12 protein-coding genes are annotated in these 12836 nt (G+C 70.6%); 3 read left to right on the plus strand and 9 right to left on the minus strand.

The features are described 5' to 3' along the window. Positions 1-30 precede the first annotated feature (30 nt). Together YIM_RS46710 and YIM_RS46715 are read left to right on the plus strand one after the other, a co-directional pair. Positions 31-1068 carry a LacI family DNA-binding transcriptional regulator gene (locus YIM_RS46710; RefSeq protein WP_153036433.1) on the plus strand — a complete coding sequence of 346 codons (1038 nt, stop codon included), beginning with the start codon at positions 31-33 and terminating at the stop codon, positions 1066-1068. A 124-nt stretch (positions 1069-1192) separates the two neighbouring features. Further along, positions 1193-2077 carry a LacI family DNA-binding transcriptional regulator gene (locus YIM_RS46715; RefSeq protein WP_153036434.1) on the plus strand — a complete coding sequence of 295 codons (885 nt, stop codon included), beginning with the start codon at positions 1193-1195 and terminating at the stop codon, positions 2075-2077. Between the two features lie 57 nt (positions 2078-2134). On the opposite strand, the gene YIM_RS46720 is transcribed toward YIM_RS46715, so the two are convergent. Beyond that, on the minus strand, positions 2135-3148 hold the full coding sequence (locus YIM_RS46720) for a glycoside hydrolase family 76 protein (RefSeq protein ID WP_153037713.1): 1014 nt from the start codon (positions 3146-3148) through the stop codon (positions 2135-2137). Between the two features lie 50 nt (positions 3149-3198). Here YIM_RS46720 and YIM_RS46725 point away from each other — a divergent pair, with 50 nt between their 5' ends. Continuing rightward, on the plus strand, positions 3199-5346 hold the full coding sequence (locus YIM_RS46725; RefSeq protein ID WP_153036435.1) for a molybdopterin-dependent oxidoreductase: 2148 nt from the start codon (positions 3199-3201) through the stop codon (positions 5344-5346). 1 nt (position 5347) lies between these two features. On the opposite strand, the gene YIM_RS46730 is transcribed toward YIM_RS46725, so the two are convergent. The 8 genes from YIM_RS46730 to YIM_RS46765 all read right to left on the minus strand — a co-directional run bounded on the left by YIM_RS46730 (position 5348) and on the right by YIM_RS46765 (position 12579). Next, the gene (locus YIM_RS46730) at positions 5348-5995 is read right to left on the minus strand and encodes a TrmH family RNA methyltransferase (protein WP_153036436.1); all 648 of its coding nucleotides are present in this window, start codon (positions 5993-5995) and stop codon (positions 5348-5350) included. Continuing rightward, entirely contained in the window at positions 5992-6651 is a 660-nt protein-coding gene (locus tag YIM_RS46735) for a hypothetical protein (protein ID WP_153036437.1), read from the minus strand. Before YIM_RS46735 ends, YIM_RS46730 begins: the two co-directional genes overlap by 4 nt. Positions 6652-6663: 12 nt before the next feature. Next, positions 6664-7065, minus strand: coding sequence for a DUF2784 domain-containing protein (locus tag YIM_RS46740; protein ID WP_153037714.1), 402 nt, complete (start codon positions 7063-7065; stop codon positions 6664-6666). A gap of 142 nt (positions 7066-7207) precedes the next feature. After that, on the minus strand, positions 7208-7771 hold the full coding sequence (gene pyrE, locus YIM_RS46745) for an orotate phosphoribosyltransferase (protein WP_153036438.1): 564 nt from the start codon (positions 7769-7771) through the stop codon (positions 7208-7210). Positions 7772-7815: 44 nt separating this feature from the next. Continuing rightward, positions 7816-8580 carry an SDR family oxidoreductase gene (locus YIM_RS46750; protein ID WP_153036439.1) on the minus strand — a complete coding sequence of 255 codons (765 nt, stop codon included), beginning with the start codon at positions 8578-8580 and terminating at the stop codon, positions 7816-7818. Between the two features lie 4 nt (positions 8581-8584). Beyond that, on the minus strand, positions 8585-9310 hold the full coding sequence (locus tag YIM_RS46755) for a hypothetical protein (protein ID WP_153036440.1): 726 nt from the start codon (positions 9308-9310) through the stop codon (positions 8585-8587). A 92-nt stretch (positions 9311-9402) separates the two neighbouring features. Beyond that, entirely contained in the window at positions 9403-11997 is a 2595-nt protein-coding gene (gene clpB / locus YIM_RS46760; protein WP_153036441.1) for an ATP-dependent chaperone ClpB, read from the minus strand. 117 nt (positions 11998-12114) lie between these two features. Continuing rightward, positions 12115-12579: a MarR family winged helix-turn-helix transcriptional regulator gene (locus tag YIM_RS46765; protein ID WP_153036442.1), complete on the minus strand. Its 465-nt coding sequence runs from the start codon at positions 12577-12579 to the stop codon at positions 12115-12117. Between the last annotated feature and the right edge of the window lie 257 nt (positions 12580-12836).

Raw genomic sequence — 12836 nt, forward strand, 5'->3', positions numbered from 1 at the left:
CTTGCCAATGCCGCCGGTGAAGGGAGCCCCGTGCCACCAGGACGCTCATCCCGCCCGACCCAGCGCGACATCGCCGAAATGGCGGGCGTCTCCATCACCACGGTGTCACACGTGGTCAACGGCACGCGAGCGGTGGCGGAGGAGACCAGGGCCGCCGTGCTGCGCGCCATCGAGACCACCGGGTACACCGGCGACGCGATCGCGCGCTCGCTGGTCACCGGCGGCACGCGCTCGATCGGCGTGGCGATCTCCCTGATGGCGAACCCGTACTTCGCGATGCTGATGCAGGCGGTGGAGCGCGAGGCGGCGGCCGCCGGGTACACCGTGCTGCTGGCCGACACCCACGACGAACTGGAGACCGAGCAGTCGACCGTGCGCGCGCTGCGCTCGCGCCGGGTCGAGGGCCTGCTGATCACGCCCGCCCCCGGCGACGGCCAGGTGGTCGGTGAACTGGTGTCGCTGGGCGTGCCGACGGTGCTGGTCGACAGGCTGGCCACGCGCGGCGACGTGGACCAGGTCGGCGCGGAGAACATCCAGGCGACGTCGGCGCTGACCGAGCACCTCGCCTCGCTCGGCCACCGCCGGATCGGCCTGATCAGCGGCGCCGCCGGACTGTCCACCAGCGAGGAACGCACGCTCGGCTACCGGCTCGGGCTGGGCCGCGGTGGACTGGCGTGGAACCCGGACCTGGTCGAATGCGGACACTCCTCACGCGACGGCGGGGCCGCCGCCCTGCGCACCCTGCTCGCACTGCCCGAGCCGCCGACGGCGCTGGTGGTGGCCAACGACGGCATGATGGTCGGCGTGCTGCACGAGGCACGCAGCCGCGGCCTGAAGATCGGGCGTGACCTGCCGGTGGTGGTCTACGACGACGTCGAGTGGGCCGATCTGGTCGACCCGCCGCTGACCACCATGGCGCAGCCGATCGAGGAGATCGGGCGCCGCGCGGTGCGGTTGCTGCTGGCCAGGATCGCCGATCCGGACCGCAAGGCCGAGGTGGTCCGGCTGCCCCCGACGCTGCGACACCGAGAGTCGTGCGGCTGCGTGGGAATTCACCCGGTTCGCTGAATTTCTGCTTCATCGAGTGACTCCCGACCGGATGACGCCCGAATCGGGGATATCTTCGGCGCCTGTATTCGAGAGCGTCAATCGGGCGGGCACGTTCTCATCAGGCATCGAGGGGCCGGGAGAGATGACCGCACTGACACACGACATTCCACTCTGGGGCGCGCCTGTCACCCATCGGCTGGGCGTGGCGATGGCGTTCGACGGCAGCCCGTACGCGACCGAACTGTCCAAAGCGATCGAACGCGCCGCCGCCGACGCGGGCTGCGCGGTGACCTTCGCCGAAACCGAGGACGCCGCCGGGATCGAGATGAACGCCGTTCGCTCACTGCGCGCGGGCGGCATCGACGGCATCCTGCTCACTCCCGCCGCCGGGGACGACGTGGTGGTCACCGGTTTGGTGCGCCTCGGCGTGCCCACCGTGCTGATGGAGCGGCTGGCCACGCGCGGCGATGTGGACCAGGTGGGCACGGAGAACATCCAGGCCATGTGCGACCTGGTCCGGCACCTGGCGAGCGCCGGGCACGAGCGGATCGGCCTGATCTCGGGCGCGGTGGGCGTCGCGGTGAACGACGAACGCGCGCTCGGCTACCGCCTGGGCCTGGGCCGGGCGGGGCTGGCCTGGCAGCCGGACCTGGTCGCCTGCGGCGAATCGACAGCGGGCGGCGCGGCCGCGGCGACGGGCCGCCTGCTCGACATGGCCGACGCGCCCACGGCCCTGGTGGTCGCCAGCGAGGCGATGATGATCGGCGTGCACTACGAGGTGCACCGGCGGGGCCTGCGCATCGGCGAGGAACTGGGCCTCGCGGGCTACGGCGACGCGGAGTGGATGGGCAAGGTCGACCCCGCGTTGACCACCATGGCGCAACCGATCGAGGAAATCGGCCGCCGCGCCGTGCACACCCTGATCGCCCGCATCTCCGACCCGGACCGCCGCCCCGACTCGGTGCGGTTGGCCCCTTCCTTCATGCACCGCACCTCCTGCGGCTGCCCCCGACGACGACAGGCTTAACCACGGAAGGGCACGCCACACAGCCAAGACCCCGCCCAGACCCCTCCCCACATTCATTCAAGAAAGGGTGGCCGCAGCCTCCAGCAACATCCACGCGCCCACCTGCACCGAAAGATCCCGCGCCGGATGCCCAGCCGGAGGCGGCGACACCACCGCCTCCGTCCATGTTGGACTGAACAGAGGACCACCGACAGCCGGAGTAGCGTTGGCGTAGCAGGAATCAGCGGAATCGAGCACGAGCTGACGAGCCGCAGCGGCAGCCGAACCCTCCAGCCGACGAGCCGCCAACGCCAAATACCGAGCCAAAATCCCCGCGAACAACCCCCCGTCCCCACCACCCTGCGCCAGCAACACCCCACCGGGCGCACAATGCTCCGCCACCGCCGCAACGGTCCGCGCAGCGGCGTCCACTTCGGACAATTCAAGACACGTACCCAGGAAAACCCCTTGGCAGTACGTGTAAATGTGCTTCACCAGCTCACCGGTATCGACCCGCAGCCCATCCCACACCAGCCCCGTCTCCGGATCGACCAACGTCGAATCCATCCACGAGAACAACTCCCGGGCCCGCGCCGAATCACCGAGGCGTGCATGGAGAACGGCCGCCGGGCCGTTCGCCGGGGCGTTCTTGAACTGGTCGTTCTTCCGCCACCAGATCCCGCCGCCCGCGTCCTCGGTCCAGCCTTCCCGCAGCTGCGCGGCGAGGGCGTCCAGCGCGGGCGAGCACTCCAACTCCACCAGCCGCCGCGCGCGCTCCAGTGCGATGCCCAGCCACGCCATGTCGTCGTAGTACTCGTTCGTCCACCGGCCGAAGTTCCGCAGCCTGATCGACCGCGCGTACCGCGAGATCAGCTCGGCGCGCTCGTCCGACGGCGCACGGACCTGCGCGTCGACCAGGCAGTCCAGCACGTGCGCCTGCCACCAGTAGTTCCAGTGCCAGTGCACCCGCTGCCCCGCGTCGGCGGGCCAGCCGCTGCGCGCGAGCACCGTCGACGGCCATCCCCACACGCGGCGGAAATGCCTCGTGCGCAGGGCGTTCTCGGCCTCAGCGGCCCGGTCAGCCGACGTCATGCCGATCATTCTCCCTTGTCCATCGACATACCAGTCAGTATGTTCAGGCGATGGCTGCCGTCACCTGCCCACTGTGCGAAGCAACCTGCGGACTCGACGTCACGTTCGAGGGAACGCGGGTCTCGAAGGTGCGAGGGGACAACGCCGACGTCTTCTCCAGCGGGTACATCTGCCCGAAGGGCGCCTCGCTCGGCGCACTGCACCACGACCCCGACCGCCTGCGCGCGCCGCTGGTCAAGCGCGACGGCGAGTTCGTCGAGGTCAGCTGGGACGAGGCGTTCGCCGAGATCCACCGGCGGCTGCCCCCGCTCATCGAGGCGCACGGCAAGGACTCGGTGGCGTTCTACGTCGGCAATCCCAGCGCGCACAACCTGGGCAACCTGCTCTACGGCCGCGTCCTCTACAAGGCGCTCGGCACCAGGAACTTCTTCACCGCGGGCACGGTCGACCAGGTGCCGAAGCACTTCTCCTCCGGTTACCTGTTCGGCAGCGGGCTGTCCATCCCGGTGCCCGACCTCGACCGGACCGGCCACCTGCTCATCCTCGGCGCGAACCCACTGGTCTCCAACGGCAGCCTGATGACCGCCCCGGACGCACGCGGCAGGCTCAAGGGCATCCAGCGCCGCGGCGGCAAGATCGTCGTGGTCGACCCGCGGCGCACGCGCACCGCCGAACTGGCCGACGAGCACCACGCCATCCGGCCCGGCACCGACGCGCTGCTGCTGTTCGCGATGATCAACGTGCTGTTCGACGAGAACCGCGTGCACCTCGGCAGGCTCACCGAGCACGTCAACGGCGTCGACGAGGTCCGCGAGCTGGCGCGCGAGTTCACCCCGGAGGCCGTCGCCGGGCCGACCGGGATCGCCGCGGACGAGATCCGGCGGCTCGCGCGCGAACTCTCCGACGCCGACCACGCCGCGGTCTACGGCCGGATCGGCACCACCACGCAGGCCTTCGGCACGGTCGCGAGCTGGCTGGTCGACGTGCTCAACACGCTCACCGGCAATCTCGACCGCCCCGGCGGCGCGATGTTCCCGCTGGCCGCCGCCGGGCAGCCGAACAGCTCCACGCCGAAGCCGAAGCCGTTCCGCACCGGCCGCTGGAAGACCCGCGTGCACGGGCTGCCCGAGGTGCTCGGCGAGGTGCCGGTCGGCGTGCTGGCCGACGAGATCCTCACCCCCGGCGATGGCCAGGTGCGCGCGCTGATCACGGTCAGCGGCAACCCGTGCCTGAGCACACCGAACGCCGAACGGCTCACCGGCGCGCTGGAACAGCTCGACTTCATGGTCTCGCTGGACGTCTACCTGAACGAGACGAGCAGGCTCGCCGACGTGATCCTGCCTGGCCCGAGCGCGCTCGAACGCCCGCACTACGACATGGCGCTCTACCAGTACGCGGTCCGGGACGTGGCGAACTGGACACCGGCCGCGCTGCCGACGGACCTGCCGCAGGAGTGGGAGACCATGCTGCGGCTGACCGGCATCGTCACCGGTCAGGGGCCGGACGCCGACCTCGCCGCGCTCGACGAGTTCGTCGCCGCCGAAACCGCGCGGCGCGCGGGGCTGGATCCCGCCGTGGCCGCCGGGCGCACCGGTCCGGAGCGACTGGTCGACCTGATGCTGCGTGCCGGGCCGTACGACCTGACGCTGGCCGATCTCGAAGCCGCTCCACACGGCGTCGACCTGGGGCCGCTGAAGCAACGCGTGCCGGAGGTGCTGACCACGGCCAGCGGCAAGATCGAACTGGCGCCCGACCCGATCACCGAGGACGTGCCGAGGCTGGCGCGCGAGCTGGACCGGACGCCCGACGGCGAGCTGGTTCTCATCGGACGACGGCACCTCAGCTCGAACAACTCGTGGATGCACAACCTGGAGCCGTTGGTGCGCGGGCAGAACCGGTGCACGGTCCAGGTGCACCCCGAGGACGCGACGCGGCTCGGGCTGACCGACGGCGGTCAGGCCGTGGTGCACTCGCGGGCGGGCAAGATCGAGGTGCCGGTGGAGGTCACCGACGTGATCCGACCGGGTGTGGTGAGCATTCCGCACGGCTGGGGGCACGACCCGGCCGGCATGCGCACCGCGGTGGCCACCGCGCACGCGGGCGCCAACACGAACCTGCTCTCCGACGAAACCCAAATGGACGCGCTTTCCGGCACCAGCGTGCTCAACGGCATCCCGGTGGAGATCGCGCCCGCCTGACCTACCAGGCGGCGTCGAGATCGGCGTGCTGCTGGATCCACGTGTGCATGACCACCCCGGCCGCGACGCCGGCGTTGATCGAGCGGGTCGTCCCGAATTGCGCGATCGAGACCACCAGCGACGCGGCTTCCTGCGCCTCGGCGGACAGGCCCGGCCCCTCCTGCCCGAACAGCAGCACGCACTCGCGCGGCAGCTCGGCGGTCTCCAGCCGCACCGCGCCCGGGGTGTTGTCGACGGCGACCACGGCCAGGCCGGATTCGGCCGCGTAGGTGGTGAACTCGCCGACCGTCGGGTGGTGGTGCAGGTGCTGGTAGCGATCGGTGACCATCGCGCCGCGCCGGTTCCAGCGGCGGCGGCCGACGATGTGCACGGCGGCCGCGGCGAAGGCGTTCGCCGTGCGCACCACCGTGCCGATGTTGTGGTCGTGCTGGAAGTTCTCGATGGCCACGTGGAACGGATGCCGTCGGCTGTCCACATCGGACACGATGGCCTCGCGCCGCCAGTACCGGTAGGCGTCCACCACGTTGCGCCGGTCGCCCTGCGCCAGCAGCTCCGGGTCGTAGCGCTCGTCGGCAGGCCACTCGCCCGGCCACGGTCCGACGCCGACCTCGTGCTCGGCCACCCACTCGGTGGGCCCCGCCTCGGTCATCGGAGGGCCAGCCGCTGCGAGACGTCCAGCAGCAGGTCGGCGGTCTGCGCCACCGCCTGCTGCTGCGTGATCGCACCGGGGAAGGTGGCGGCGAGATCCCGCTCACCGAAGAACAGCATCCGGTCCTGCGTGCGCGGGTCGGCGGCGAGCAACCCGGCCACCGCCGGGGTCAGCGTGACGCGCGCTTCCTCGTCGCTCTTGGCGTGCACGTGGAAGCGCCCGTCGAACGGGGGATAACCGACCTGCCGGTCCGAGGCGAGGAAGTTCGCCCACGACATGCCCGGCGCGGTCAGCGCGACCACCGGACCGGGCACCGGCCGCGGCACCATGATCATCGTCATGGTGTGCCAGGTGTGGGTGGCCAGCCCCTCGGTGCCGTAGGCCAGTTGCAGCGCCACCACCGGCACGCCCCGCCACTGGCCGGTCAGCTGCGCGGTCGCGCGGATGCCGGTGTCCTCGTCCCACATACCGCCGATCGGCAGCCGAGCGCGGATGTCGGGCACCGCGCGCCGGTCGATCTGCCAGCCGAACGAGGCGGCCATCGCCTGCAGCGCGTCCACGTGCGCGCGGGCACGCGCCTGCACCTTCGGCCGCATGACCAGGCCGATCACCAGGCCCAGCAGGATGATGCCGAGAAAGATCGCAACGATGACCACGTCGCGATTCTGTCACCCGAGGCCGACGGGGTGGGCGTGCGTGCCCTCGGCGTGGTCGTCGCTGTCGCGGTGCTTCCAGTGCACGTACGCGCCGATGTAGGAGACCACCAGCACCACCAGCGCCAGCGCGGCGATCACCGGCATCATCTCGCGCGGGAACACCGTGTCGTAGATGTAGTACGCGTTGAAGCCGCCGGGGAGGTCGCCGAGCCCCTCCTGCGCGCGGAAGTAGTTCTCCAGCGCGGTCAGCGGGCAGGGAATGGGAAAAACATTGACCAGAATTCCCCAGGCGGCGAAAAAGATGTGCACAAAAATGGTCTTGGGCCACCGCCACGCGACGAACCCGCCGAACCCGATGTACAACAGGGCAAGAACATGGATCGCGACCGTGACATCCGCGAGAAATCCGGCCACCGGTTCCGTCACCCCTCCCCTTCACGTCCCCCTTACATCACCAACGTACTCCTGCCCGCTGGAGAACCGCTGGTGAAAAACGGGTCTCACCCCACAATGGGGGGAAGACCCGTAGGGGAGACCCGTAGGGGAGACCCGGAGGTCAGGACAGACCGAGGTCGTGCGCATCCAGAAGGTAGCGGTACGCCAGGCCTTCCTTCTCGATCGCTTCCCTGGCACCCGTGTCGCGGTCCACCACGGTGGCCACGCCCACCACCGTGGCACCGGCCTCTTCCAGTGCCTCCACCGCGGTGAGCACGCTGCCGCCGGTGGTGGAGGTGTCCTCCACCGCGAGTACCCGCTGCCCGCGCACCTCAACCCCTTCGACCCGGCGCTGCATGCCGTGCGCCTTGGTGGCCTTGCGGACCACGAAGGCGTCCAGCACCATGCCGTCCGCGGCCGCGGAGTGCAGCATGGCGGTGGCGACCGGGTCCGCGCCGAGGGTGAGCCCGCCCACCGAGACGAAGTCCCAGTCGGCGGTGAGCTGGCGGAGCAGCTTGCCGATCAACGGGGCGGCCGCGTGGTGCAGGGTCGCGCGCCGCAGGTCGACGTAGTAGTCGGCCTCCTTGCCGGAAGCCAGGGTCACCTTGCCGTGCACCACGGACAGTTCGGTGATGAGCCGGGCGAGCTCGAGTTTCGCCGCTTGATCAATGCCAGGAATCGCCACGGCGCTCAGCCTCTCACACGCCACCGACGAAACGGCTACGACGGCTAGGTCCTACCGCGTCCGGCGAAGCGACCGGCCGCGATCCGGATCAACGACCGCGGCACCACCCGCAGCACCGCCACCAGCGCTTTGTACTGCGGGCTGGGGATGGACACCCAGCGCCCTCGGCGCAGATCGGCCAGTCCCTCGTCGACCACCCGGTCGGCGCTGAGCCAGAACAGCTTCGGCCCCGGCTTGTCCAGCCCGGCCCGCTGGTGGAACTCGGTGTGCGTGAACCCGGGGCACAGCGCCATCACGCGGACCCCGGTGCCCTGCACGGAACCCGCGACGCCCTCGGTGAACGAGGTGACGTAGGTCTTGCTGGCGGTGTAGGTGGAACCTCGGCCGGGCAGGAAACCGGCCACGCTCGACACGTTGATCACGTCGCCGCTGCCGCGCTCCAGCATGCCGGGCAGCGCGGCGCGGGTCAGCCGCAGCACGGCGGTGACGTTGACGTCCAGCTGCGCCTGCAGTTGCTCGAGGGAGGCGTCCTGGAGTTCCCCGCCGAGTCCGAACCCGGCGTTGTTGACCAGCATGTCGACGCCTTGCTCGACGCGCGCTTCGACCTTCTCGCGGCCTTCGGCGGAGGCGAGGTCGGCGGTCAGCACCTCGGTGCCGACGCCGTAGCGCTCGCCCAGTTCCGCGGCCAACTGCTCCAGCCGCGCGGTGTCCCTGGCGACGAGCACCAGGTCACGCCCTTCGGCGGCGAGCCGGTGCGCGAACGCGGCGCCGATGCCGGCGGTGGCGCCGGTGACCAGTGCGGTGCCCACGGCGTCAGTCGCCCGCCTGCGGGCGGTACTCGGACGCGGCGGAACCCTGGCTCTGCCAGTGCCTGCCCTCCGGCTCCGGCTCGACGGCGACGGCGTCGTCGAACGGGTCCACGATGTCGGCGATCTCACCGAGGTCGCGCAGCAGGCGCTCCAGCCGCGACGGGCCGGCGTTGGGCGCGACGCTGGCGAGCACCCACTCGTTCTCCAGCCAGGCCACGCCGACGTCCCCGCCGAGCGCGTCCGCCGCGTCCACCAGGTCCTGGGTGATCACCGCGCGGGCGCCCTCGGCGTCGTCGGCGAAGGCGTAGCGCTGGCCGACCGGGCCGAGCAGCTCCGGCATCTCCGCGCGCTGGAACGGCACGCTGGCCAGCCACAGCTCGACGAGCACCTGGTGCACCCGGTTGCAGCGCACGGCCACGATCACCGCGGGGATCTGCCCGTCGGACTCGATGTCGAAGACGAACACCGGGCGGCGGCCGTCCGAGGTGAAGGTGGACCCGCCCACCACGTTGACCGCGGCCTCGGCCCCGAAGTAGCCGATCGCGCCGCCGGACCACTGCCGCGGCAGGCGTTCGTCCTCCTCGACGAACTCCCAGCCCCGCAGGTCCGCCCAGCGCATTCGCTCCCGGTTGCGCGAGCCTTCACGAGCTCGGTCGGCACCGAGCAGCCCCAGCCCCGCCACCAAGGCGACGGCGGCGACGACGAACCAGATCCACGCCGGAATACCCACGAACACCAGCGTATCGCCCTGAGCCCGAAGGCAGAGATCAGGACGCCGTGTCGCCCCCACCCGATCGAGTGGGGGCGACCTGCGGACGTGGATCAGGCGCGTTTGACGGTGAGCGAATCGCTCGCTTCCACGGCCGGGATGTCGACCAGGACGGTGTCGCCGTCGAGCACCTCGCCGCCGAGCAGCAGCCGCGCCAGCTGGTCGCCGATCGCGGACTGCACCAGCCGCCGCAGCGGCCTGGCCCCGTAGATCGGGTCGAAGCCGTTGAGCGCCAGCCACTCCCGCGCGCCCTCGGTGACCTCCAGGGTGAGCCGCCGCTGCGCCAGCCGCTTGGCCAGCCGGTCCACCTGGATGTCCACAATGGACGTCAGCTCGTCGGTGCCGAGCGCGTGGAAGACCACCAGGTCGTCCAGCCGGTTCAGGAACTCCGGCTTGAAGTGCCGCTGCACCACCGAGAGCACCGCGTCGCGGCGCTGCCGGTCGTCCAGCGCGGCGTCCGCGATCGCCTGCGAACCGAGGTTCGAGGTGAGCACCAGGATGGTGTTGCGGAAGTCGACCGTCCGGCCCTGGCCATCGGTCAGCCTGCCGTCGTCGAGCACCTGCAGCAGCACGTCGAAGACGTCCGGGTGCGCCTTCTCCACCTCGTCGAGCAGCACCACGCTGTACGGACGGCGCCGCACCGACTCGGTCAGCTGCCCGCCCTGGTCGTAACCGACGTACCCGGGCGGCGCGCCGACCAGCCTGGCCACCGAGTGCTTCTCGGCGTACTCGCTCATGTCGATCCGCAGCATCGCGCGCTCGTCGTCGAACAGGAACTCCGCCAGCGCCTTCGCCAGCTCGGTCTTGCCGACGCCGGTCGGGCCGAGGAACAGGAACGAGCCGGTCGGGCGGTCCGGGTCGGCCACCCCGGCGCGCGTGCGGCGCACCGCGTCGGAGACGACCTTGACCGCCTCCTCCTGGCCGATCACCCGCCTGCTCAGCTCCTCCTCCATCCGGAGCAGCTTGCCGGTCTCGCCTTCGAGCAGCCGTCCGGCCGGGATGCCGGTCCACGCGCTGACCACGTCCGCGACGTCGTCCGCGCCGACCTCTTCCTTGAGCATCACGTCGGCCTGCACCGCCTTCTCGGTGGCGGTGGCGGCCTCCAGTTCCTTCTCCAGCGCGGGGATCTTGCCGTAGCGCAGCTCCGCGGCCCGGCCGAGGTCACCGTCGCGCTCGGCCCGCTCCGACTCGCCGCGCAGCTGCTCGAGCTGCTCCTTGAGGTCGCGGACGCGCTCGATCGAGCCCTTCTCGTTCTGCCAGCGCGCGGTCAGCGCGGTCAGTTCCTCGCGCTTCTCGGCCAGCTCGGCGCGCAGCGCGTCCAGCCGCTGCTTCGAGGCCACGTCGTCCTCTTTGGACAACGCCATCTCCTCGATCTCCATCCGGCGCACGGCCCGCTCGACCTCGTCGATCTCCACCGGCCGCGAGTCGATCTCCATGCGCAGCCGCGAGGCCGCCTCGTCGACCAGGTCGATCGCCTTGTCCGGGAGGAACCGGGCGGTGATGTAGCGGTCGGACAGGGTGGCCGCGGCGACCAGCGCGCCGTCGGTGATGCGGACACCGTGGTGCACCTCGTAGCGCTCCTTGAGCCCGCGCAGGATGCCGATGGTGTCCTCGGTGGACGGCTCGCCGACCAGCACCTGCTGGAACCGGCGCTCCAGCGCGGCGTCCTTCTCGATGTGCTGGCGGTACTCGTCGAGCGTGGTGGCGCCGACCATGCGCAGCTCACCGCGGGCGAGCATGGGCTTGATCATGTTGCCCGCGTCCATCGCGCCCTCACCGGTGGCACCGGCGCCGACGATGGTGTGCAGCTCGTCGATGAAGGTGACCACCTGACCGGCCGAGTCGGTGATCTCCTTGAGCACCGCCTTGAGCCGCTCCTCGAACTCACCGCGGAACTTCGCGCCGGCCACCATCGAACCGAGGTCGAGCGCGACCACGCGCTTGCCACGCAGCGATTCGGGCACGTCACCGGCGATGATGCGCTGGGCGAGCCCTTCGACGATGGCGGTCTTGCCGACACCGGGCTCGCCGATCAGCACCGGGTTGTTCTTGGTCCGGCGCGAGAGCACCTGCACCACGCGGCGGATCTCGGTGTCGCGGCCGATCACCGGGTCCAGCTCACCGGCGCGGGCGCGCGCGGTCAGGTCGACGCCGTACTTCTCCAGCGCCTTGAAGGTGCCCTCCGGGTCGGGGCTGGTGATCCGGGCCGAGCCGCGGACCGCGGTGAACGCCTCGCGCAGCGCCTCCGGCGTGGCACCGTGGCGCTTGAGCAGGTCGGCCACCTGACCACCCTGCGCGGCGAGGCCGACCATCAGGTGCTCGGTGGAGACGTACTCGTCCCCGAGTTCGGTGGCCAGCTTCTGCGCGTGGGTGATCGACTTGACCGCGTGCGTGTCGAACTGCGGCTGCGACACCGTGGCGCCGACCGCCGACGGCAGCGCCTGGGTGATCGGCTCGAGTTCCTTGTGCACCTGCTCCGGGTCCGCCCCGACCGCGGTGAGCAGCGGCCCGGCGAGCCCCTCGCCCTGGGCCAGCAGCGCGCCGAGCAGGTGTGCGGGCGCGATGTCGGGATTGCCGGCGACGGTGGCCGCCTGGGCAGCCGACGAGATCGCCTGCTGGGTCTTCGTGGTCGGGTTGAAAGCGTCCATCCCTCACCTCATGTCGTGCGTCGCTTGACGCAAGCCTTCCGGAAAAGTCCTCGACATGCTCAACGTCAGGAAAGTTGAGTCTGTTCCGCTCAACTCTGGTTTCGGGGAAGTCGCAGGTCAGCGCGGCCCGGAACGCCGATCGAGGGTGGTTCGCAGGCTTTCGTTGGCAGCTTTCAGCCGTTCGGTGAGCGCGTCCAGCTCGCCGGGTTCCCAGTCGGAGAGCGCGTCGGTGAGGAAGTCGGTGTACTGCCGCCGCCAGCGGACCAGCTCCTGCTCGCCCCGCTCGGACACCCGGATCAGCGCCGCCCGGCCGTCCTCCGGCGCGGGGCGGCGCTCGATCAGCCCGGCCGCGGTCAGCTGCGCCACCTGGCGGCTGACCACCGAGACGTCGACCATGCGCCGCTTCGCCAGTTCCGACGGGCGCGACTCGCCGAGCTGGGCGAGTTCGGCGAGCAGCCAGGCGGAGGCGGGGTGCAGTCCGTTCTGCGCCTGCCACAGGTGCGTGGTCCACGCCTGCTGCAACTGCGCGTTCACTTTGAGTTGCCGCACCAGCTCCAGTGCGGCGTCGTCCGTCGGACCCATGGGTCCAGCCTTCCCGTTGCCCCGATCGGTGAAAAAACCCGGGGGTTACTAGTTGTATGCTGCAACTAGTTTATCAGTGATCCATCACACGGCCGAAGTACCTAGATTGACCCGTCCGGAGCAACGTAGCCAGGGTTCCCGGTCAGTACGACTACCCTCCGAGGTGTACCACTGGGCCGCTTCCCTCGATCGACTTATTCCGAAAGGGGGAATATTCCCCACGCCACAACCCCTGGGTCAGGCCACTGGCCTGCCCC

It is taken from the genome of Amycolatopsis sp. YIM 10 (genome assembly GCF_009429145.1).
Classification (GTDB): domain Bacteria; phylum Actinomycetota; class Actinomycetes; order Mycobacteriales; family Pseudonocardiaceae; genus Amycolatopsis.